Origin of the sequence: Legionella sp. 227 (assembly GCF_043161935.1) — a bacterium.
GTDB lineage: Bacteria > Pseudomonadota > Gammaproteobacteria > Legionellales > Legionellaceae > Legionella > Legionella sheltonii.
Window position 1 is genome coordinate 3,082,986 of record NZ_CP171154.1, and the last position, 22,852, is coordinate 3,105,837.

Consider the following 22,852-nt stretch of genomic DNA (forward strand, 5'->3'; position numbering starts at 1 on the left):
TTTTGTTTTAAGTAATACCATCCATGGCTATTAATACCCAATCGATTTTTACAATAAGTGCAAAATGCTCCGATCCTCTTACAGAGTGGCTCAATCATCAAGCTTCATTAACTGATAAATTGCAGCAAATAAAGGGTGAGGCAAAAATTGAACTTATTTCCCAAGATTGGATAAATACAGATTGGTGGAATAAAAATTTTCTACACATTGAAGATGAAATGGTTTTTCAGCGTGACATCATTATGAGAAGTCATGGTGTCGCTTATTGGTATGCCCGAAGTATTATTCCTAAAAAATGTTATGACCTCGATCCTGATTTTTTTGGACGTCTAAAAAATGAATCCATAAGAAACTTAATTTTTGATGAAGAGAAAGTGTGTCGTGTGCAATGGATTAGTTATCCCGTCGATCAACAATGTTTAGAGTATTATTGGGTTAAACGAACTTTGGATTCAGTTCATGGTGTACTTTGGGTCCGTCTCGCAGAGTTTTCATTTCAACAAAAGGAGTCATTTTATTTAGTTGAAATTATGTTACCTGAACTTGAGAGTTTGAATCCATGAAATGGAATGCGTATTGGCGATTAATGCGCTTTGATAAACCTGTGGGAATTTTATTGCTATGGTATCCCACTGCATGGGCTTTGTGGCTAGCAAACAAAGGGGCGCCATCATTTAGACTGTTTATCCTTTTTCTTAGCGGAACAGTTCTTATGCGAGCAGCAGGCTGTGTCATCAATGATATTGCCGATCGAAATATCGATAAGCATGTCGCGCGCACTAAATTAAGACCATTAACTGCTGGAGAAGTGACTTTACCCGAGGCTTTTCTTTTATTAATCGTATTGCTTTTAGCCGCATTGTTGATATTAATTCAGTTACCTCGAAATTGTTTTTATCTTGGATTAATCGCATTATTTGTTTCTTTACTCTATCCATTTTGCAAACGTTTTTTAGATGCTCCACAACTGATTCTTGGTTTTGCATTTTCTATGGGAATACCTATGGCTTATGTTGCCTCAGGTTTCACGTTAACTATTGAGTGTTTCTTATTGTTTTTAATCAATTTTTGTTGGATCCTTGTTTATGACACCATGTATGCTATGGCCGATAAAGCAGATGATTTACGAATTGGGGTAAAATCTACTGCCATTTTGTTTGCTGATTATGATCGATTAATTATTGGCATGTTACAAAGTTTATTTCATGGCTTATGGCTCTATTGGGGATTGGTCAATCAAAGGAATTTATTTTTTTATATTATTTGGTGTATCGCCGGTTTTATCTTGCTTTACCAACAAAAGCTTATCAAGAAAAGAGAGCCTCAGGATTGTTTTAAAGCTTTTATCGTAAGCGGGTACTATGGGGCATGGATGTGGTTGGCAGTTGCGATATAGGTGATTATAGATTTAAGAGGAGGTCGCTGAATCGGGACAATTGAATTCAAATGCAATACGTAACAGTAGGTTAATTTATGAATACATCGACAGTCTTAAGCCATCTTTTTAGGACTTAACAAAAGCCCGGCTGCTTACAACCAGGCTAGATTAGCATCACAGGATTGATTCATCCAAAAGTTGTCGCTATTAAAACGTCTCACTTCCATTATCTGCGACAACACGTGTGTGTTTTCCATAAATAACAAGAATTTTTTGTTTTGTTTTAAGTCTGAGATCTTCGGACTGAACGACAGAAATAATTCCGCCAGAGTTTAATTTAATAACGTACTCAACACCGCGTGTTTGACTATAACCATTATCTACAAAACCATTGTTTGTATTTTTAGTCATATTATTCATGTTTCGATGTAAGTTCACTGGACGTTTAGAAATAATTGTTCCAGGAATTACTTTTTTAACTTTGCCAACTTCATTTGTATCATACTCACCGGGAGGCAATGCTTTGTTGCAGCTTATTAAAATAAAGCCAAAAAGTAGTATTAAAACAGATTTAAATAAGTTTTTTTTATTCATAGGGCTTAAACTCCAGTTAGGAACATGACCGAAATAACACCGAGTCATATCATCAATTTAATGTTTGGCCGCACGAAGTATAACCGAGAATTAAATTATTTTTAACAGTTCATCTAATAAACTACTAGCTCCGATGCGAAACCAGCTTTTGTTAATTGGTTTGTCGATTATTAGTTCTGAGAGCGTTGCATAATTGTATGCATCTTGGGTTTTTTTAACACCCCCAGACACTTTAACACCACAGTCTGCTTTTGCATCTCTAATCGCACTTAAAATCGCAAATACCGCAGATAAAGATGCACCTAAAGGTATTTTACCTGTTGATGTTTTAAGGAAATCGCAACCTGATGCAATGAGCTCTTTACTTGCATTGTAAATGCTTTGCATGTCAGGAAAAGCACCCGTTTCCAAAATAATTTTTAAAACAAGATTGTGTTGTTTGCATGAGTTTGACACAGCATGACATTGGGCCAATGCTTTATGTTTCTGTCCTTGTAGATACAAATGATAGGGAAAGACATAATCAATTTCAGTTGCGCCTAATTGTACCGCTTGTTCTATCGAAGCAATTGAGAAATCTAACTCATCCTTTCCATGAGGAAAGTTGATCACTGTTGCCAAGGGTATGGTATTTTGCGAGGAACACTGTTCTAAATGTTGTGAGTAAATACATAGTGCAGCAACATGATTCAGATTGGCATTCTGTTTTAATTGAGATAATGAGTCATCGGTTGCCTGCTCATCTAATAGAGTGAGATCGAGGGTATGGATCAGTTGTTTGGCTGTTATCCTTCGATGAGGATAACTGCCAAGCAAAACATGTATGACCTCGTTAAAATGGGTCTCTAACGTCACTTTAGACTCGCAATGTATTGTTTTAGGATAAGATTTAGCTCCTCAGCAGCACTTTCTGCCATTGCAACTACTGATTCATGACTATGAGCTGTTTTTGAAAGGCCAGTCGCGTAATTAGTTATCATGGCAATTACTGCCACATGCATAGAGCAGTGGTTAGCTACTAAAACTTCTGGAACGGTAGACATTCCTACTGCATCTGCTCCCCAAATTTTAAATGCTTTAATTTCTGCGGCTGTTTCATAGTGTGGGCCTAAAACAGAGATATAAACTCCTTCAGTGAGTTTGATTGAATTTTTTTCTGCAATTGATAATAAATCTAAACGCATCTGTTTATCATAGGCATTGTCTAAAGGATAAAATCTTGGACCAAACTCATCATCATTAGGGCCTATTAAAGGGTTGCTTGGTTGCAAATTTATATGGTCAGAAATGAGCATTAGTTTCCCGGGCCCAACATCTTCTCTTAGTGACCCTGATGCATTGGTTGCAATAAAATAGCTGCATCCTAGAAGTTTCAAAGTACGAACGTAGGTCTTAACCGTCTCATAGTTTTCTATACCTTCATATGTATGCGCTCGCCCTTGCAGACAGACAACACCTACGTTGTTCCAATAGCCAAGGATTAGATTACCGCCATGTCCTTGCACGGTAATTTTTGGAAATCCAGGTAATTCATCATAATTGATACGTATTGAATCTTTTAATTCATCAGCAAATTTACCTAATCCTGATCCCAAAACCACAGCAACAGTTGGCTTAAATGAAGGATACAGTTTTTTGATATGGTTTGCTGCTAAATGAGCATAGTTCTGCTTGGTTGCAGTATCGGTCATACAAATTTTCCTATTATGTTAAGAGTTAAAATCAAATTTAAAAGCCAGCGGCAGGAGTTCATCAATTTTTAAGCTATGCAATATCGAATCTTTATTGCACAGATGGACTACGGTATCTGGTGTTGCAAACTCATAAATCCTTTGTCTGCACGCACCACAGGGTGAACACAATGCATTGGTTCCTGCAAGTACCACCATACTTTTAATATGCTGTTCCCCGGCAGAAACCATCGCTGAGATTGCTGAAGTTTCTGCACATACTGCTAAACCATAAGAGCTATTTTCCACATTAACGCCTGTATATAGATTATCTTTATCCGTACAAATACAACAGGCTACGCTAAATTTGGAGTAGGGTGAGTAAGAATGAGCAAGTGCTTGATATGCATTTGAAATCATTGTGGTAATTTTGGGATCCATAATAAGTCTCAATAAAATAGATACTATTTATTCAATTATAAAAGACTATTGGTACTAAGACTATGTCCTCCTCCAATTTCTTCATGTTTCACTGCATCAATTAATTCAATGGGATTTGAAAATGATTTATTATGTTTATCATTTGGACTAGAAAACAGGCTGCTCCAACAGCCTGGTTCTGGCGTATCAGCATGTTCCAGAGAGGAGGACGGACCAAGTGTATCGCCCATTTGCACATAGCTACCAGGTACTGGGGCTGGTTTATGATCCCCAAAAGAGGAGTTTAGCCAGAACTCAAATGCTAAGGCACCCAGCCCTACGCAAACGATCAGCGAAAAAATAGTAATGGGTATTGCCATAGGGGGAAATATAAATGTAAGAGTGGCTGCGATAGCGGTTACTAATGAGATAACAGCTGATGTTGAAGCATAACCAAAATAAGCACTTTGTCGAGAATAAGAGGAATTCTTATCCAGGGGATTTCTTAATTTATGATATTCGCCAACGGCCCATACCAGATTACCCAAAAAAAAGAGCCAAGCGGCTGGAGGGAATAGAGCTGGCAGAAAAACTGCAGCAATACTGAGGATTGTCGCACCAAACCCTATGAATGATGAATAAAAAAATTGTTCTTTTATTTGGGCAAAACCATACCATTTTTGGTAGTGTTCTTTATGATCTGGATGAAGAAGGCAAGCTGTAAGCCAAGAAAGATATGCAAATAAATAGATCCCCAGCGAAACGAATCTGAAAATTGCTGACACAATTGGGAAAGGTAGATATTGGAGCTTTGAAAGCAAAAAGCCAGCGAAGAATAAAATACCACTTGCTTTATCTAATTTCTGAGCTACGGTCATTCTAAAAATAGTCCTGGAGATTCTATAACCCTGTGCATTGTACCTTAATTAAACAGAAAAAAATAGTTCGTTTTCAGACACTAAGAAGAGTTATCATTGATGTCCTACATGGTCATAAGAGAGTCTAATTCAGGGTTTTCGATTCGAACTACACTCGTTAAATTTGAATTAAGAATAATTCGTACAAGCAATCCTCCCCCCGAATTGTTTAGAGCCATAATTTTGCCATGATGCATTTGAATCGCACGAGAGGCTATAGCCAAGCCTAAACCATATCCCCCAGTTTTTTTTGCTCTCGATGTATCTACACGATAAAAAGGATTAAATATTCTCTCTAACTGATCTTCAGGAACACCAGGTCCTTTATCACTAATGTCGATGCATACGTGTTCTTTTGTTTCATCATATTTTAATGACACAGTAACCTGTTCTGCAGCCGGTGAATAATGCAATGCATTGCGAACCACATTTTCTATTGCTCTGTGAATCAAACGTTCATCGATTAATAAGTGGCAAGGCTCAATTACTCCTGCTTGGACTCTGGGTGTATCCTCACCAACCTCATAATTGGCATCTTCGATGATATGAAACAGAAGCTCCGAAAGATTGCTTTCAGTTAAATTAAGTTCAGTTGTTGATTTTTCTAAACGAGCAAAGTCTAAAACTTCTGTAATCAAAGCATTTAGACGAGAACATTCAAGCTCCATACGGTTAAATTCGGTATCTGCCAAATGTTGTGTTTTATTGCGCCCCAATTCAATGGCAATTTGTAGTCGGGCAAGAGGGGAGCGTAATTCATGAGAAATATCTTGCAGCAATCGTTCTTTTGAATTTATCAATCGCTCCAGTTGCTCTGCCATTCGATCAAACTCTTTACTTAACTGAGCAATTTCATCGTTATGATGGCCTCTTAAATGCCCGACACGCGTATTTAATTTTCCCGTTGCGATTGATTTAGCTGCCATGCCTAAAGAACGCAATGGCTGAGTTAAGTATCGTGATAATAAATAGCATATTAGTCCGCTGATAAATGTTGCTAAGATAAGACGAATAGCTAGACCTGCCCAAGGTACACCAACAAAATGATAGATAGGTTTTTCACTCACCGCTGCAAGACGATAGAATTTTCCTGAAGTGGATAAAATTTCATGACTGACTATGAGCTTTCCTGACTTTAAAATACCTTCACTTAATTGATCTTGAAGCAGATTTTCAGCAACTTTTTTGACATTTTCTGGCGCTACCTGTGTTCCAATAATTTCACCAGTACTGGACAATAAATAAATGGACATATGACGAGAAATGCCTATTTTATTCAGCCATTTTAATAAAGCAGCTTGCCTGCCAGATTCATAAGTAGCAACAGCTGCATTCGCATAGCTGTCCATAAAGAGTTGTTCTTGGGCGGGTAATGATGACTTTTGTACAATATGGCTGATGACCCATGCGGTAGTGAAAATAATAAGTATGGTGGCAAGCCAAAATGAAATAAAAATTTTCCAATATAAACTACGCATTAAACATATATCCAAAGCCACGAACCGTCTTAACTATGGGTTCGCCTTGAGGATTATCTCCTAACTTGTTTCTTAGGTTACTAATATGAACATCAATGCTGCGATCATAAGCGGTGTATTTTCGCCCAAGAGCATATTCAGTAAGCTCTTCTTTTGAGAATGCTTGTCCTGGTGACTTAATAAGCATTTCTAAAATATTAAATTCGGCATTGGTTAATTCAAGATAACTTCCGCCCATAGTTACATGGCGTTTGGAACAATCAACAACAATATTATGTTGTTCAATGATCGGTCTTGAAGTGGGAATTTTTTGAGTACGTCTTAAGATAGCACGCAAACGAGCTACCAATTCACGTGGATTACAGGGTTTCGGTAAGTAATCATCGGCGCCAATTTCAAGACCTACGATACGATCGATATCATCCCCCCGAGCAGTTAACATGAGGACAGGGGTTTCCAAATGTTCTCGAATTGCTTTTAATACCTCAAAACCATTTAATTTAGGCAGCATCACATCGAGAATAATGGCATCAAAAGTTTGATTTAAGGCCTTTTTTACGCCACTTTCACCATCATGGACACATACAGCGTTAAAACCCTCAGGCACCAAATATTGGGACAATAAATCGGTCAGCTCTGTATCATCATCAATTATGAGAATATTACCATTCATACTTCATTATGCCTTACGTTTATCAATACATTCCATTAACTTAATTCTTCTGGCATCTGCATTTATAATTCTAAACTCAAAAGAATCAATTGTAATGGTTTCCCCTCGTGAAGGTAAATGGCCAAAACTATTCATTACAATACCACCAATTGTATCATAAAATTCATCACTAAAATCTGCATTCAGTTGTTCATTGAATTCTTCAATAGGCATATGGGCTTTGACAATATAGTGCCCATCTTCATGTACTTTAAGGTAAGCATCTTCATCAATATCAAACTCATCTTCAATATCGCCGATTATTTGTTCAATAATATCCTCAATGGTTACAAATCCTGAAACTTCGCCGTATTCATCCACAACAATAGCCATGTGATTTTTATTACTACGAAACTCACTGAGCAGACTATCGAGACGTCGGCTTTCAGGAACAAAAGCCGCCAAGCGACAAATATCTAACAAATCAAAGGTATCCAGATTAGACGATTGATAGCGTAGTAAATCTTTTGCATGGAGTATCCCAATGATTTCATCTGCATCTGCAGCAATAACTGGGAACCTTGAATGGCCGGTTTGAGTTACAGTTTTTATAATATCGCAGAACTCATCGTTTTGCTTAATACAAACCATTTGATTTTTAGGCAGCATAATATCTCGTACGCGCATTTTGGAAAATGAAATAGCGCCTTCGAGCATTGCCAAAGTTTCTGCACTAATAAGAGAGCGAATTTGAGCGTCCCTTAATAAACTAACAAGTTCCTCTTGGTTTTGTGGTTCTCCTTGTAAAAACTGTTTAAAGCGAGCAAACCACGTACTATTATCTTCCTCTTTATTCAAGTTCAATACCCTCTGCGTCGTAAGGATTAGGAAACCCCAGTTCCGCTAACAATTTAATTTCAATAGCTTGCATTATAGTTGCTTCATCATCCTTAATGTGATCATAGCCCAATAAATGCAATATTCCATGAATCAAAATCAATGCCCAATGGGCTTCCAAAGTTTTATTAAGCTGTTTACTTTCTTCTACTAATACCTGCGGGCAAATAACAACATCACCTAAGAGAGGGCATTCAAGTTGTATTTCAGGAGGCAAAGCACTGGGAAATGACAGTACATTTGTTGTTTTATTTTGTTTTCTGTATGTGTGATTTAAGTAGATCATCTCTTCTGGTGTAACGAGACGAATGGTCAGTTCAGCATCTTTTTGATTATCCCTCAAAGCCAGGTGTGCTAGACGTGTTAATTCGTCTTCACTAACAGGTAAGGATTCATCAGTTGCATTTTGAATATCAATATAATAACTCATTATTTTTTTCCTGTTGATGCATTATCATAGCAGTCAACAATTTTAGATACTAAAGGATGTCGTACTACTTCCCGACTCGTGAACATATGAATACTAATTTCCGGTATTTTTTTGAATAATCCTACTGCATGGGCAAGTCCGGAATCAATACCCTTGGGTAAATCTACTTGGGTCATATCTCCAGTTACCACCGCTTTTGAACCAAAACCTATGCGAGTTAAAAACATTTTCATTTGCATAATGGTCGTATTTTGTGCCTCATCAAGAATAATAAATGATTCATTTAAAGTTCGTCCGCGCATAAATGCCAGAGGTAAAACTTCGATTATATCAGTTTGAATTAATTTTTGTGTTTCTTTAAAACCTATCATTTCGTATAAAGCATCATAAATGGGTCTTAAATAGGGCAATACTTTTTCCACCAAGTCTCCTGGTAGGAAACCTAATTTTTCACCTGCTTCAACTGCGGGTCTAACAAAAATCAATCTTTGTACTTCACCTTTTTCAAAGCATTGTATGGCCTTAGATACAGCCAAATAAGTCTTCCCAGTTCCAGCAGGACCTACAGCAAAAGTTATGTCAGATCGATCAATTGAATCGAGAAAATCAGCTTGTTTGTTATTTCGCGCAGCAATCGATTTTCGGCATAATTTAACGTGATGAACATTATGAATCATTATTTTTTGGTTTTCCTCAATAAAGTAATATATATTATGAGTATAGTATTTTTAATACTTTTTGACCTTGAAAAATATAGGTATGCAAGAATAGTGCAGAAAGCACATCTCCTGCAAGATTTATGCTACAATCATTCTTTTTGATATAACACGAATTCATGATCGATCTTCATTGTCATAGCAGTTTTTCTGATGGAATTTTAAGTCCAAAAGAACTAATACAAAAAGCGCAAAATCAAAAGATTAGGTGTTTGTCACTCACCGATCACGATACTGTTGCAGGTTATTCAGAGTTACTTGAGGCAACCGCTGCGACATCCATTAAAATAATTAATGGCATAGAATTTAGTGTTCGATGGAAAAAGCATGAATTACACATCCTTGGTTATCAAATAAATCATACTGCAGATTTTCTGGAACTGATTGAGCGGCAAAATCAAAGTAGAGTAGATCGCGCGCAACAAATTGCTAGTGCTTTGGACTCACTCGGTATTTCGGATGCCTACTTAAAAGCGTGTAATTTGGCTGGTCATGAACGAGTAGGTAGACCTCATTTTGCACAGCTTCTCGTGAATGAAGGAATGGTTAAGGATCTAGCTGCTGCATTTAAACGTTTTTTAGGAAGAGGTAAGTGTGCGTTTGTGCCTACTCCCTGGATTAGCCTTCAAGAGGCAGTGCAGGGCATTATCGCTGCTGGTGGCCAGGCAGTCATTGCTCACCCTCTTAAATATGGATTGACGCGTTCTAAATTGCATGAGTTAATTAATGAGTTTAAAGAAGCAGGTGGAGTAGGAATAGAAGTCGTCTCGGGGGAAATGACAGTAACTGAAGTTAATGAAATGGCTGCAACATGTCTTCGTTTTCATTTATTAGGTTCTTCTGGTTCAGACTATCATAGTGATCGCACTTCACGTGTTAACCTTGGTGGTCAAAAACAACTACCAGCAAACTGTACGCCTATTTGGCATGAATGGAACATATAACAGGGGACTTTATGAGTCAGTTTTTTGCATTACATCCTGATAATCCGCAAGCTCGTTTGTTGAGAAAGGCGGTAAATATTATTGAGGAAGGTGGTTTAATTGTATATCCCACAGATTCAGGCTACGCATTAGGTTGTAGTTTGGGGAACAAGGCCGCGCTCGAGCGCATTAGAAAATTACGTCAATTGGATAAGAATCATAATATGACTCTTGTATGCCGTGATCTATCGCAACTTGGCACGTATGCGCGAGTATCAAATCCAATATTTCGATTATTGAAAGCATTCACACCGGGATCCTATACTTTTATTCTTAATGCAACACATGAGGTTCCTCGTTTAATGTTGCATCCAAAAAGAAAAACATTGGGATTACGGGTGCCTAATAACATGATTACACTGGCACTGTTGGATTGTCTTGATGCTCCTTTAATGAGCACTACATTAATTCTTCCTGGTGCCAAAGCTCCATTAAGTGAACCTGAGGCGATTCGAGATCTTTTGGGAAATCAAATCGATTTGGTTATTGATGGTGGTAATTGTGGGCATGAACCCACAACGGTGGTTGATTTAACTGGTGATTATCCAGTGATAATAAGGGAGGGTAAAGGTGATCCTGAGCCCTTTAGATAATAATATTTAAAAAAAGAGGATATTGATGTCAGCACTATTTAGTTCCAATAAACGAGTTGTTTCTGGAATGCGAGTCAGCGGAAGATTACATCTTGGGCACTACCATGGTGTAATAAAAAATTGGATTAAATTACAACATCAATATGATTGCTTCTTTTTTGCGGCCGATTGGCATGGCTTAACAACACAATATGACGAACCCGGTTTTATCGAAAACCATTTATGGGATATGATTATTGATTGGCTGGCTTGCGGGGTAAATCCAGGATTATCACGAATATTTATTCAATCATGGGTGCCAGAACATGCAGAGCTTCATTTACTCTTATCCATGATTACACCTTTGGGCTGGCTTGAAAGGGTGCCCAGCTTTAAAGATCAGCAAGAAAAAATAAAAGAAAAGGATTTATCCACTTACGGTTTTTTAGGCTATCCCTTATTACAAAGTGCTGATGTTCTAATTTATCATGCCGATTATGTTCCAGTTGGCGAAGATCAGGTATCTCATATTGAGCTGACCAGAGAAATTGCGCGTAGATTTAATCATATCTATGGTAAGGAGCCTAATTTCGAAGAGCTTGCAGCTGAAGCAATTAAAAAAATGGGGAAAAAGAACGGCAAATATTATAGTGAATTACGTCGACAATTTCAGGAGCATGGGAATCACGAAGCGATTAAAACAGCACAGGCTCTTTTAGAAGACCAGTCTAATTTATCTATTGGCGATAAAGAGCGTTTATTAGGCTATTTAGAGGGAAGTGGTAAAATTATTCTACCAGAACCACATCCATTACTGACTGAAACAGCCAAGATGCCTGGGCTTGATGGACAAAAGATGTCTAAGTCTTACCACAATACAATTATGTTAAGAGAGCCGCCGGCACAAGTCGAAAAAAAGGTATTGACGATGCCAACTGACCCAGCACGAGTCAAACGAACAGACCCTGGCGAGCCAGAGAAATGCCCAGTTTGGCAATTTCATAAAATTTACTCGAATAATGAAGTGAAAGATTGGGTACAAAATGGATGTCGTTCTGCAGGGATTGGTTGTATTGAATGTAAAAGACCTGTTGTGGACGCGATTAATAAAGAGTTACAGCCTATCCAGGAAGCAATTTCAGAATATGAGTCTGATTTGAGCTCCGTGAAACGAATTGTTTCTGAGGGGAGTGAGGCAGCGCAAGAAGTGGCTAGTAAAAATTTGAGTACGGTCCGAGAAGTCATGGGACTCGATTATTGATCTCTGCTGTATGGGTGTCCTTAAGCGTTATCATAATGCCCCAGGCTTCACTGTTATTAAATAGAAACTGTCGTTCCCGAAGGAGGGAGTTTCTTTTTCGGGCGGCACAAGGCTATTTTAGGAGTAGATTCCCGTTTGTCTTTGTGTGGGAATGACATAAATTTTTAGAATAATGACAGTAGGTCCAGGTTCACCCATTCTATTGTTGATTATGTCGATCTTTGAACGTGTACTGACAAGCTAAATAAGAATGAGTTGTTAGCATGGATATTGAAATATCAAGCAATCCGGAAGTAAAAGCAATAGTTGATGGTAAGGAGCTTACAGAGCTTCCGGATGATTTATTTATTCCTCCAGATGCGCTTGAAGTACTGCTGGATTCATTTAGTGGCCCACTCGATTTGCTTTTATATCTTATTCGCAAACAGAATCTTGATATCTTAGATATTCCTATTATGAGTATTACCAAACAATATTTGCATTACATTCAATTAATGGAATGTAGAAGATTGGAGTTAGCGGCTGATTATTTGTTGATGGCTGCAATGCTTGCAGAAATTAAGTCTCGGCTGTTACTACCAGCGCCACCCACGAGTGATGAAGAGGAAGAGGACCCTCGAATGGCACTAGTAAGAAAACTACAAGCCTATGAACAAATAAAAATTGCAGCAGAGCTGCTTGATGCACTCCCTCGACAAGAGCGTGATCACTTTATGATTCAAGTAGTACCTTCAGAACTTGAGAGGATAATCGTGCACCCTGAAGTTACACTCGAGGATTTAATTGATGCAATGAAATCATTATTGAAAAGAGAAGAACAAATAAGCCATCACCAGGTCTCTCGTGAGGTGTTATCAGTTCGTGAGCGTATGAGCCATATTTTAATGCAGCTACAGGAACACAAGCTCTTGGAATTTAATCAATTATTTTCTATTAAAGAAGGTCGAATTGGATTAGTTGTCTCTTTGTTGGCTATTTTAGAGTTAGCACGACAATCACTGATTGTGATTACGCAAAATGAACCATTTTCACCAATACATTTACAGGCAGCATAAAATGGATGAAAAGGAATTAAAAAACATAGTGGAAGCATTACTCTTAAGCAGTAATGAACCCGTATCTCTTGATAGAATGTTAGAGGTCTTCGATGAGTGGCAAAGACCGACTAAAGAGTATTTAAGTGTTATTATCAATGACCTAAAGGAGGAGTATGTATCTCGATCTTTTGATCTGGTACAACTCGCAACAGGTTTTATTATTCAAACAAAAAAAGAATACAGTAACTGGATTGCGCGAATGCAAATTGAGAAACCCCCTAAATACTCGCGTGCTTTACTTGAAACTTTAGCCATTATTGCTTATAAGCAACCCGTTACTCGAGCAGATATAGAAGAGTTGCGTGGAGTAGCAGTAAGCAGTCAAATAATGAAAACACTGCTGGAAAGAGAATGGATTCGTATTTCTGGTTATAAAAATGTAGCAGGTAAACCTGCTGTATATACAACGACGAGAGAATTTTTAAATTATTTTAATTTAAAATATTTAAATGAACTTCCAACCTTACCCGAGGTTATGGAAGCATTAACCTTACACAATCCTAACGAAGAGTATATTACCGAATGAGCAGCGAAAGGTTACAAAAAATACTAAGCCAAGCAGGTCTTGGCTCGCGACGAGAAATGGAGCGATGGATAGAGAATGGCTGGGTACAAGTGAATGGAAAACCTGTTAAATTAGGGGACTCAGCAAGTGCTGAAGATAAGATCACAGTAAAAGGAAAATTAATTCCCAATCCACTTAAGGTAAGACAAAATGTACGCATTCTTCTTTACCATAAACCTGTTGGAGAAATTTCTAGCCGCCATGATCCTAAATTTGAAAAAACAGTTTTTGATCATTTACCAAACTTAAGACAAGGTCGTTGGGTGCAAGTAGGACGTTTGGATTTGAACACTTCTGGGTTACTTATCTTTACAAATAATGGTGAGTTAGCCAATCAGTTAATGCACCCAAAATATGGTTTAGAAAGGGAATACGCAGTGAGAGTGCATGGTCAGGTGAGTCCTGAAGCATTAAATAAGCTTCAAAAGGGAGTTGAACTGGAAGATGGAGTCGCTAAATTTACTCGTTTAGAATTTCGAGGCGGTGAGGGTGCTAACTCTTGGTATCACGTGACTTTAAATGAGGGGCGTAATCGGGAAGTCCGCCGCCTGTGGGAATCGCAAGGTGTCGAAGTTAGCCGATTAATACGTATTCGCTACGGCCTATTAACTATGCCAAGGTACTTGTCACGGGGACAGTGTTATGAGTTATCCCCGAAAGAGGTCACTGAGTTTTTGGCTTCTTTACCAAAGGAATAATTGAAAAAAGCTTGAAGTTTACGGGTGAATGAACTGTAATTCCCTGATTACACTGTGCTAATTCGGGCTATGAAACAGCCTAAATCTATTCTCATATTTGTAGGTTGGTCCTTGGCCCAACCTACATTTGATTTTGCACTAGCTCTTAAACTGTATAGCTTTTTTTGTTAAAGGGTTTTAGTGAGTCTGCAATTTGTTTATATAATTCAGGAAGCCATCTGGGTTGAGCAAATGTAGAAGTTGATGGCTTACCTTTACGCAAATCATTTGGTGCAATAATTACTTGAATGTTATCTAGACCAACACGACGTGCCAAAATAAAAAGCTGATCTATAGCCAGATCGCCTACAGCCAGACAACCAACGGATAAATTTTTACCATGAATAAAAATATTATTACCTAAATTTCTTCTCCCATCTTGATAACCTTTTTGCTTATCAAAATTATTGGGATAATTAATCATCATGGATAAATGCATACTACTAAAAGGGTTGAAGTTAACCAGTCTGTAAACCCCTTCAGGAATTTGTTTGTCATTTTCACGTAACTTAGGTCCTAACCGCCCACTGAAACCAGTTAAAGGATAGTCGTGTATATGTTTCCATTTTTGATTAGTATTTTTGGCCCATAGCTCTACTTTTCTTTCTGATTTAAAAGCGAGTAAGGCGATCTCACTGGGAGGATAACTTACTTTTGCTTTGGAGAAATAAGATTTAAGCCTGGGTTCAACTCGTAAACCATAGCGTTTTATTGCTTTGTCAACCGCTTGGTCCCAATTAAGCTTGGGGGCCATTGCATGACAATTGAAACTAAGAATGAATATGGTAAGAGATAATAACCGTTTCATATTAATATTAAAGTGCTGAATTATTGGCATATTATCAAAGATTAACCCAAAGAACAATTTAACCTCCAGACCGAATCAGGACTACGTAACCCTTTGTAATAATTTATTAATACATTAACTCTTATTTTTTTGCTTCAAAAGTAATTGTTTTTTAACAGGTAATGACAATTGTGTTGTAATAAAATCTGGACTTGTCGCTAAGTGTCCAATTGAAGGTAACAAACCATAATAATTTGGACAGAGGTATGTGACGTTGCTGTCTTGATCAATTTTGTAAAAAACATACTTATTGGCACAATAATCTGGTTTTTCAAACAGAGCTACTTGCATTATGGGAGTGCCTTCCAACTTATTTTCTATAAAAAAAGCATTAATCCAAAGATTACTAATTACAATTAACGCTCCCACCACCATAAGTGAACTTATAAAGGCGTATGTGTATTTCAATGCGGGACCATTAGCACTTAAATGTGAAATGACTTGGAGTAATGCAAGGAGCAAGATAAGGAAATTAAATGAATAAATGCCTGCATTAAAATAGTTAAAATAGGTTCCAAAAATTTGATTCCCTGAAAATTGGAAATGAATTAACACCGCAATTAGGCTAAGCCAAAGAGATGAAATTATATAATAAATGGCGTTTCTTTTAATTCCAATAATAAAGAGTACTAGAGCAATTAATGGAAAAAAAGCTTGGATTAATTTTCCCAGTGTATACATTGAGCCATACTCTCAAAATTAAATGGTATTTAATTTAAAACTATATAGTTATAACAGTAATTTTTACATATGTATAGAGAATGAAATGTATGAAAGAAGTTTTTGATTGTCGCTTGAGGAGGGCCACTAAGATCTTTTTTCAATTTGATTTATCTGATAGGGGATTTCTACCCTTAGTTCTTATTATTAAGCGTAGGAGTTTCTAATTCTTATCAGCTAGTATTCATGTCATGATAAACCATTTTTCTTTATAAAATATAGGCAGCGCTATAAAGACACCACGCAGGTATATGAAGAAATCGAGAAGCAAAACCAGTGATTTTAGATTACATTAAAATCAGGTAATTCATTGGGCATCTACGGTATCTTATTTATACTTGGTTTTATTTGCTAAGGACTTGATGTTCTTCTTTAATAAGGGTTAAGTAGGGCTCTGTTGGATAGATTGTTGTTTTAATCATAGTATCCGGTAATTTGATTTGTTTGACCGCAAAGGAGTGATTCTTTTTAAACAAATATTTTGATGGATTGAGTAATTGAGGAAAATAACCTTGGTTACTCATCTGCTTGTTAGCACGGTTGGATGGATGAATGCTGCCTATCCATAAGGGCTGGTTCGATTCAAGTAAATTATAATTAGACTCCCAAATTCTTAACTCCAGTGTTAACTTAGTCTCTTCGTCGGTATAGGTCATGACGAGCAAGGGCGCTTTATTTTCATATAATTGAGTAAATAATGGGAGTTTAATACTGTTTGGTTGCTTATTCATGCGCATAAGTAAGTTCGTAAAAAATGAGTCTGTTTGTAACTTCCACCCATTCTTATCTAAAGTATTTTGCAATGATTCTAGATTACCTGCGAATTGAACGTTCAATAAACTGATCCTTTTACCAATTCTACTGTATTGATACATTGGAAGAATAGGTTTTTCTTGCTCCCACCATGTTACTTCACTGAGAGTGAATTTTTTATAGTTGGGCGTATGGTTATAAGATAGCGTTTTAAAATTAACGTAGGTCGATGTGACCGAAGCTAAAAGAATGCCTATTAAAAGCAGCGAGAGCATCAACAATGAATGGCTTGCTTTCTTGAGAGGTATATTAGATTTTCTATAAACCAAGCAGTGAATTAAACAAATTGATGTACCTAAAAAATAGGATGTTAACACGTCGGTGAACCAATAATCCCCTAAATAGAGAGAGCCTAATCCACTAAAACCCAAAATTACAAATAGAATTGATTTCAGTATATTCGCAAATAGGGTAAAGGTTCTATTAATGTAAAATAAAATAAATCCGTATAATGCAGTTGCAATCAAAAGGTTAGTTGCGGGAAAAGAGAATCCAGGAAGAGTCACTAAGAGTCCTGATGGTCTAGGACTATGAATAAGTGAGTTTAGTAATAGCGCTACCACACTACTTATAAAAATCAGGCTGCATAAATAAATAATCGCTGTTCTATTCTTATAGAAAATGAACCAGCAACAACAAATAATAAAAACGCTAATTATCGTTATTGTAGAGGTTAATTGGGTGCAAAAGATAAAAAATACTTTTAAGGACAATGTATTAAAACTTTGTAAAAATAAATAGATAGGCAAATTAACATAAGTTAGGTATTGTGTTGTAACTGTTAATCCAAGAATAATTAAAAAAAAGAGCATACAAACTACGGCTATTAGGACAAGAGCGGCTGTAGGATAATGGTTTGTTTCACTTTTTGGTGTAAATGCATTATATACATATACCCATAGCGAGTTGTTTTTAAGCCTGAGCCAAAAATCATGTAAATAAGCCATTAAAAAAGTATTTAACAACCGAATTAGTCGCTTTATAACTAAACTAATCACCCAGAGCCCTGCAAGTAAAACAAGTATTAGGATAAATAAACGTGTCGCGCTTTCTGCTGATAATTCGTGACTTGCTGCTCCGATTGCGACACCAGGCATTACGTATAATAAAGACCAGCCAATTGCAGATAAGACATTAGCTACAAAAAAACGCCATTGCTTCATATGCAATATTCCAGCGATGACAGGAATAATTGATCGCAAAGGACCAACAAAGCGACCAATTAATACACTTTTTCCACCATGTGTTCTAAAGAATTCCTTACCATATTCTATCCATTTTGGATATTTACTAAATGGCCATATTTCAGTTAAGCGATCACTGTAATAATAACCCAAGGTATAACTTAGGCTATCGCCAGCAACAGCACCTAAAATAGCTGCCAATAAAGTCAAATCAATACGCATAATCCCAGAGCCAGCGAGGATCCCTATAGCGGTCATAGTGACACTCCCTGGGACGATGCTGCCCACTATTGCCAGGGATTCTGTTAAAGAAATTAGAAAGGTAATGAATAAAGACCAACGCGGGTTGTGTTGCAACCATTCTGTAAGCGGTTGTACATAGTCAACGAACAAATTCATATTGTATTCAGGGATAAAATTGTTCTAGAAAATATTGCACGAAATGCTGATTAACTTGAGAGATTTGAACATCAGGAACGAAATGGCTTATTTGAGTCATTTCCATTTTTGCAAATCCACAAGGATTTATTCCTGAAAAAGGGTTTAAATCCATATCAACATTGAGCGCAATTCCATGATAGGTACAGCCATTTTTTACTCTTAATCCTATTGAAGCAATTTTTTGTTCTTTGACATATACTCCTGGTGCACCACAACGAATAGAGCCTTCTATTTGATATTTTGCCAGAACAGAGATTAAAATTTGTTCTAATTTACTCACTAATGATCTGATCCCTAAATTTTTTCTCCTGATATCCATTAGTACATAGGCAACTAGCTGGCCAGGTCCATGATAGGTTACCTGTCCTCCTCGATCAGACTGCACTATGGGTATGGACTGAGGATTGAGTATGTGCTCGGGTTTGCCTGCCTGTCCTTGGGTATAGACAGGGAAATGCTCTAGGAGCCAAAGCTCATCGTGTGTTTCTGCTTCACGTTTTTGAGTAAATTCTTTCATTAGCAGCCAAACATCATTGTAATCTTTAATACCTAGCTGTCGTATTTTCATTATAGAACCATTTTTACTTCGGGATGCTGGGTAACGGCTCTATAAAACGCATCAAGCATCTCTTGATTTTCAGCATAAACAGTGACTGTTATTGCCAAGTAATTGGAGTCCTTGCTCATCTTATGAGTCAATGCCTCATCTTCAATGTTAGGAAAGTGAGTGATAGTAATGTGTTTAATTTCCTCAAAAAAAACGGGCGAATTATTCCCTATTATTTTTATAGGAAAATAACAGGGAAATTCAATTAAAGTCGTTTTTTTCATCCTCAATCCTATAAATCCTAGGAGCCAAACCAACGTTTGAAGGCTAAACGTATCGAGTCTTTGGTTCGAGTATAAAAACCGCCTGATTCAACATCTTGTAAAGCATAAAGAGGTCGGGTCGAGACGACGTTATTATCAAATTGAACCACTAAGTCACCTATTTTATCACCTTTTTTAATCGGAGCCTCAAGATAAGATGGAACTTTAGTTGAAATGTTTAATCGTTGATATTGGCCAGTAGGAATGGTGATAAATTGATCTTCAGTTAATCCTACAGTAACTTTATCTACTTTTCCTTTATAAAGAGGAAGCTCGGTTATTGATTGTCCTGATTTGTAAAGTTGATGGGTTTCAAAAAATCTAAAACCATAATTTAGTAATTTTTCACTATCATCAGCACGGGAAGAGTCGCTTGGTTCTCCAAGGACTACTGCCAATAAACGCATGTTGTCACGTTTTGCAGAAGAGACGAGACAAAACCCTGCATCATTCGTATGACCAGTCTTAATACCGTCGACTTGATTGTCGCGCCATAATAAGCGATTTCTGTTGGGTTGACGAATACCATTGTAGGTAAACCATTTTTGCTTATACCAATCATAATATTGTGGAAAATCGATAATCAATGCTCTACCAAGAATCGCTAAATCCTTCGCTGTTGTATACAAATTAGGATCGGGCAAACCAGTACTGTCAGTGAAATGGCTGTTTTTCATTCCAAGGTTTTGAGCTTGCTGATTCATAAGATCAGTGAATGAGTTCTCAGTTCCTCCCACGTGTTCTGCCATTGCTACGCAGGCATCATTACCAGAGTCAACAATAATTCCCTTAAGCAAGTCTTCCACTGGGACTTGTTGTCCTTCTTTGATGAACATGCGAGAGCCACCTATTTTCCAGGCATCACGACTTACACGCACACTGTCAGTGAGGTGAATTTGGTCATGATGCAATGCATTGGAAATGACATATAAAGTCATCATTTTTGTTAGGCTTGCAGGAGGTAAACGCTCTTCGCTGTTTTTTTCAGCAATGATTTTACCGCTGTTCACATCAATCAATATGTATGCTTTTGCATTAAGAATTGGAGGAGCAGGGGTTACTAAGGGTTTATCATTCACTGTTGGAGAGGGTCTTTCCAAATCAGCGGTAGGTTTTGTAGGTAATGAACCTTCATCAGCAATTGAATTGGTTGATTGTACAAATAAGGTAATGATAAACAATGTGGTTAATAGAATAGACGTGGTTCTTGTCATGTTGTTTACGAGTCCGATTACAAAAATGAGAATATATTATCACAGCCTTTTGATGGCAACAAAATAACAGATGAAAAATAATGAAATTTTTTTCAAATTAAAATAAGTCTTCGAAATTAAGTGATATTTCGGTATATTAGCCAGAAAATAATAATAAATAATGGAAAAAATGCGAAAGATACTTATTGCTGTGCTCATTCTGTTAACAGGATGTCAAACTACAAATCAGTCTCTTGATTCTGCCTCAGCAGGGGCGAAACAGTCTACACGACAAGCAAGTAAAAAAACGAATAATTCCATATATAATCGCTATAAAAATAAAACAAATCGTTACACCCAATTAAAAGACGGGGCTCCCTCTAAAAAGAAAGCAGTCACTTTCAAGGAGCCCGTGCCAACCAAAGAACCACTGAGCCGATACGGCAACCCGACTGAATATTCTGTTGATGGACGCTCATACCAGGTGATGAGAAGCTCTACGGGTTATAAAACACGAGGGATTGCTTCCTGGTATGGAACAAAGTTTCACAAGCAAAGAACGTCAAGCGGCGAGCCTTACGATATGTACGTCATGTCTGCTGCCCATAAGACCTTACCTTTACCTACTTATGTAAAAGTTAAAAATTTAAATAATGGAAAAGAAGCTGTTGTTAAAGTAAATGATCGAGGTCCTTTTCACTCAGATAGGATCATCGATTTGTCATACGCTGCAGCGTTAAAACTTGGGGTATTTCCTAAAGGAACAGCTCCAGTTGAAATTGAAACGTTAATGGGACCTGCAGGACAAGCGCATTATTATCTGCAAGCAGGTGCTTTTTCGACCGAAATCTTGGCAAAGCGTTTAAAAGAAAAATTATCCCACCTTACTCCTTCTCCCGTTTATATTGAACATTTTAAACAGCATTATATTGTTAGAGTAGGGCCATTTGGGTCAAAAATTATGGCGGATAGTTTAAAGCATAAATTGGTTCTTAATGGTATTACAGGATCTTTTTCTGTTTTGATTTAATTAAGATTGAATTATTGATAGCTAATTCGCGGATTAATAGATAAAATTATGGCGTCGAATTTTCAGGACATTAGAATTGCTATGGTAACAAAATTGTAGCATTGATGAAGCGTGTATTAACTCGTTTTTTGTGTTCATTTTCTTATTCTTGCGACATCATCAAGCTAAAATTTTCTTAGGTTGATATTTTTTAATATTGAGGTATTCAATCAATGCATGATGGCAGTGTGTTTTATACAATTTTCTTAATCTTCGCAGGCGCTGCATTTCTATCAACATTGGTTCTTTATACCAAACAGTCCCTGTTGGTTGCTTATATTCTTCTTGGTGCCGTGTTTGGCCCTTGGGGCTTAAGTCTGGTATCCGATGTAACTATTGTTAAGCAGATTGGTGATGTTGGAATTGTTTTTCTATTATTTTTACTTGGATTGCATTTGCAGCCACAAAACCTGATACACATGCTTAAGAAAGTAACATGGATTGCTCTAATTAGTTCAATTCTTTTTGCAGTAATGGGTTATTGGGTGGGTAGGCTTTTCGGTTTAACTGTAAATGAATCATGGATTTTAGGTGGATCAATGATGTTTTCAAGTACCATTATTGGCTTGAAATTATTACCAACAACCATCTTACACCATCAGCATACTGGTGAGGTCATGATCAGTGTATTATTAATGCAAGACGTTATCGCAATTATTGTACTGATCCTAATCAATGGTGCGAAACAAACAAACGGTTTATCCATCGATGATATCATTCTAGTAGGAATTGATTTACCTGCACTATGGCTGTTTGCATTTGCCATTGAGCGGTATGTTTTGATCCGATTACTGGCTCGTTTCGATAGAACTCAAGAATATGTATTTCTTTTGTCAATTGGATGGTGTCTTGGCTTGTCTGTTCTTGCGCAAGCAATAGGTCTTTCAGAAGATATTGGTGCATTTATTGCTGGTGTGGCTTTAGCAGCAAGTCCTATTTCTCTTTATATTGCAGAGAGTTTAAAACCCTTAAGAGACTTTTTCCTGGTTATGTTTTTCTTTTCAATCGGGGCAACATTTAATTTTGGACTGGCACATCAAGTCATTATTCCCGCACTTATTTTATCAGGTTTGGTTTTACTATTTAAACCGATATTATTTTATTTACTTCTTGGTAAGTCGGGTGAAAAAAAACAAGTTGCGAAGGAAGTTGGTATCCGATTGGGGCAAGCGAGCGAGTTTTCATTACTTGTCGCCAGTATTGCTCTAAGCACCAACCTTATTTCGGATAAGGCATCAAATTTAATTCAAGCAACTACTATTTTAACTTTTATTGTTTCATCATACTTTGTTGTTTTGAAATACCCAACCCCCATAGCATTCTCTGATAAAATGCGTAAGGATTAAAT

The 22,852-nt window shown here is 37.1% G+C and carries 26 protein-coding genes; 10 read left to right on the forward strand and 16 right to left on the reverse strand.

Features of this window, described 5'->3' with window-relative positions:
- Nucleotides 1-23: 23 nt before the first annotated feature.
- Both ACF8MK_RS13415 and ubiA read left to right on the forward strand, forming a co-directional pair.
- A complete protein-coding gene (locus ACF8MK_RS13415) occupies nucleotides 24-563 on the forward strand; it encodes a chorismate--pyruvate lyase family protein (RefSeq protein ID WP_392537073.1) in 540 nt (179 codons plus the stop codon).
- Nucleotides 560-1,396 carry a 4-hydroxybenzoate octaprenyltransferase gene (gene ubiA, locus ACF8MK_RS13420; RefSeq protein WP_392537074.1) on the forward strand — a complete coding sequence of 279 codons (837 nt, stop codon included), beginning with the start codon at nucleotides 560-562 and terminating at the stop codon, nucleotides 1,394-1,396. Before ACF8MK_RS13415 ends, ubiA begins: the two co-directional genes overlap by 4 nt.
- 189 nt (nucleotides 1,397-1,585) lie before the next feature.
- Here ubiA and ACF8MK_RS13425 read toward each other — a convergent pair whose 3' ends face one another.
- The 10 genes from ACF8MK_RS13425 to ACF8MK_RS13470 all read right to left on the reverse strand — a co-directional run bounded on the left by ACF8MK_RS13425 (nucleotide 1,586) and on the right by ACF8MK_RS13470 (nucleotide 9,113).
- A complete protein-coding gene (locus tag ACF8MK_RS13425) occupies nucleotides 1,586-1,972 on the reverse strand; it encodes a hypothetical protein (protein ID WP_265704123.1) in 387 nt (128 codons plus the stop codon).
- A gap of 90 nt (nucleotides 1,973-2,062) precedes the next feature.
- A complete protein-coding gene (gene deoC / locus ACF8MK_RS13430; RefSeq protein WP_392537075.1) occupies nucleotides 2,063-2,827 on the reverse strand; it encodes a deoxyribose-phosphate aldolase in 765 nt (254 codons plus the stop codon).
- Complete coding sequence (locus ACF8MK_RS13435) at nucleotides 2,824-3,663, reverse strand: purine-nucleoside phosphorylase (protein WP_392537076.1); 840 nt, start codon at nucleotides 3,661-3,663, stop codon at nucleotides 2,824-2,826. Before ACF8MK_RS13435 ends, deoC begins: the two co-directional genes overlap by 4 nt.
- Nucleotides 3,664-3,681: 18 nt before the next feature.
- Nucleotides 3,682-4,083, reverse strand: coding sequence for a cytidine deaminase (gene cdd / locus ACF8MK_RS13440; RefSeq protein ID WP_265704126.1), 402 nt, complete (start codon nucleotides 4,081-4,083; stop codon nucleotides 3,682-3,684).
- 35 nt (nucleotides 4,084-4,118) lie between these two features.
- On the reverse strand, nucleotides 4,119-4,940 hold the full coding sequence (locus ACF8MK_RS13445; protein ID WP_392537077.1) for a hypothetical protein: 822 nt from the start codon (nucleotides 4,938-4,940) through the stop codon (nucleotides 4,119-4,121).
- A 104-nt stretch (nucleotides 4,941-5,044) separates the two neighbouring features.
- Nucleotides 5,045-6,457, reverse strand: a complete 1,413-nt coding sequence (gene cpxA, locus ACF8MK_RS13450) for a two-component system sensor histidine kinase CpxA (RefSeq protein ID WP_392537078.1) — start codon at nucleotides 6,455-6,457, stop codon at nucleotides 5,045-5,047.
- Nucleotides 6,450-7,130, reverse strand: coding sequence for a two-component system response regulator CpxR (gene cpxR, locus ACF8MK_RS13455; protein WP_265704129.1), 681 nt, complete (start codon nucleotides 7,128-7,130; stop codon nucleotides 6,450-6,452). The genes cpxA and cpxR overlap by 8 nt, the downstream gene beginning before the upstream one ends.
- Before the next feature lie 6 nt (nucleotides 7,131-7,136).
- Complete coding sequence (locus ACF8MK_RS13460; RefSeq protein ID WP_392537079.1) at nucleotides 7,137-7,973, reverse strand: HlyC/CorC family transporter; 837 nt, start codon at nucleotides 7,971-7,973, stop codon at nucleotides 7,137-7,139.
- Entirely contained in the window at nucleotides 7,960-8,436 is a 477-nt protein-coding gene (gene ybeY / locus ACF8MK_RS13465; RefSeq protein ID WP_265704131.1) for an rRNA maturation RNase YbeY, read from the reverse strand. The genes ACF8MK_RS13460 and ybeY overlap by 14 nt, the downstream gene beginning before the upstream one ends.
- A complete protein-coding gene (locus ACF8MK_RS13470; protein ID WP_081776853.1) occupies nucleotides 8,436-9,113 on the reverse strand; it encodes a PhoH family protein in 678 nt (225 codons plus the stop codon). The genes ybeY and ACF8MK_RS13470 overlap by 1 nt, the downstream gene beginning before the upstream one ends.
- A 158-nt stretch (nucleotides 9,114-9,271) precedes the next feature.
- Between ACF8MK_RS13470 and ACF8MK_RS13475 the strand changes: the two genes are divergently transcribed.
- From ACF8MK_RS13475 to rluB, 6 genes are all read left to right on the forward strand, one after another.
- Complete coding sequence (locus ACF8MK_RS13475) at nucleotides 9,272-10,096, forward strand: PHP domain-containing protein (protein WP_392537080.1); 825 nt, start codon at nucleotides 9,272-9,274, stop codon at nucleotides 10,094-10,096.
- An 11-nt stretch (nucleotides 10,097-10,107) separates the two neighbouring features.
- The gene (locus ACF8MK_RS13480; RefSeq protein WP_265704133.1) at nucleotides 10,108-10,728 is read left to right on the forward strand and encodes an L-threonylcarbamoyladenylate synthase; all 621 of its coding nucleotides are present in this window, start codon (nucleotides 10,108-10,110) and stop codon (nucleotides 10,726-10,728) included.
- 25 nt (nucleotides 10,729-10,753) lie between these two features.
- Nucleotides 10,754-11,968: a tryptophan--tRNA ligase gene (locus ACF8MK_RS13485; protein ID WP_392537081.1), complete on the forward strand. Its 1,215-nt coding sequence runs from the start codon at nucleotides 10,754-10,756 to the stop codon at nucleotides 11,966-11,968.
- Between the two features lie 263 nt (nucleotides 11,969-12,231).
- Nucleotides 12,232-13,023, forward strand: coding sequence for a segregation and condensation protein A (locus tag ACF8MK_RS13490; RefSeq protein ID WP_392537082.1), 792 nt, complete (start codon nucleotides 12,232-12,234; stop codon nucleotides 13,021-13,023).
- A 1-nt stretch (nucleotide 13,024) separates the two neighbouring features.
- Complete coding sequence (gene scpB, locus ACF8MK_RS13495; RefSeq protein ID WP_265704136.1) at nucleotides 13,025-13,591, forward strand: SMC-Scp complex subunit ScpB; 567 nt, start codon at nucleotides 13,025-13,027, stop codon at nucleotides 13,589-13,591.
- Complete coding sequence (rluB, locus tag ACF8MK_RS13500; RefSeq protein ID WP_392537083.1) at nucleotides 13,588-14,328, forward strand: 23S rRNA pseudouridine(2605) synthase RluB; 741 nt, start codon at nucleotides 13,588-13,590, stop codon at nucleotides 14,326-14,328. Before scpB ends, rluB begins: the two co-directional genes overlap by 4 nt.
- 145 nt (nucleotides 14,329-14,473) lie before the next feature.
- Here the strand turns inward: rluB and ACF8MK_RS13505 are convergent, their stop codons facing one another.
- From ACF8MK_RS13505 to ACF8MK_RS13530, 6 genes are all read right to left on the reverse strand, one after another.
- Nucleotides 14,474-15,121: a murein L,D-transpeptidase family protein gene (locus ACF8MK_RS13505; protein ID WP_392537084.1), complete on the reverse strand. Its 648-nt coding sequence runs from the start codon at nucleotides 15,119-15,121 to the stop codon at nucleotides 14,474-14,476.
- A gap of 168 nt (nucleotides 15,122-15,289) precedes the next feature.
- Nucleotides 15,290-15,895: a type I secretion system protein LssZ gene (locus ACF8MK_RS13510; protein WP_392537085.1), complete on the reverse strand. Its 606-nt coding sequence runs from the start codon at nucleotides 15,893-15,895 to the stop codon at nucleotides 15,290-15,292.
- 383 nt (nucleotides 15,896-16,278) lie between these two features.
- Nucleotides 16,279-18,330 carry a VTT domain-containing protein gene (locus ACF8MK_RS13515; protein ID WP_392537086.1) on the reverse strand — a complete coding sequence of 684 codons (2,052 nt, stop codon included), beginning with the start codon at nucleotides 18,328-18,330 and terminating at the stop codon, nucleotides 16,279-16,281.
- Nucleotides 18,331-18,337: 7 nt separating this feature from the next.
- On the reverse strand, nucleotides 18,338-18,940 hold the full coding sequence (lipB, locus tag ACF8MK_RS13520; RefSeq protein ID WP_392537087.1) for a lipoyl(octanoyl) transferase LipB: 603 nt from the start codon (nucleotides 18,938-18,940) through the stop codon (nucleotides 18,338-18,340).
- Entirely contained in the window at nucleotides 18,940-19,203 is a 264-nt protein-coding gene (locus tag ACF8MK_RS13525; protein WP_028380440.1) for a YbeD family protein, read from the reverse strand. Before ACF8MK_RS13525 ends, lipB begins: the two co-directional genes overlap by 1 nt.
- Nucleotides 19,204-19,220: 17 nt before the next feature.
- The gene (locus ACF8MK_RS13530; RefSeq protein WP_265704141.1) at nucleotides 19,221-20,456 is read right to left on the reverse strand and encodes a D-alanyl-D-alanine carboxypeptidase family protein; all 1,236 of its coding nucleotides are present in this window, start codon (nucleotides 20,454-20,456) and stop codon (nucleotides 19,221-19,223) included.
- Between the two features lie 169 nt (nucleotides 20,457-20,625).
- Between ACF8MK_RS13530 and ACF8MK_RS13535 the strand changes: the two genes are divergently transcribed.
- Together ACF8MK_RS13535 and ACF8MK_RS13540 are read left to right on the forward strand one after the other, a co-directional pair.
- Nucleotides 20,626-21,465, forward strand: coding sequence for a septal ring lytic transglycosylase RlpA family protein (locus tag ACF8MK_RS13535; RefSeq protein WP_392537088.1), 840 nt, complete (start codon nucleotides 20,626-20,628; stop codon nucleotides 21,463-21,465).
- Nucleotides 21,466-21,677: 212 nt separating this feature from the next.
- Nucleotides 21,678-22,850 (forward strand): cation:proton antiporter, encoded by a 1,173-nt coding sequence (locus tag ACF8MK_RS13540; RefSeq protein WP_392537089.1) that lies wholly within the window; start codon nucleotides 21,678-21,680, stop codon nucleotides 22,848-22,850.
- The last annotated feature ends 2 nt before the right edge of the window (nucleotides 22,851-22,852 follow it).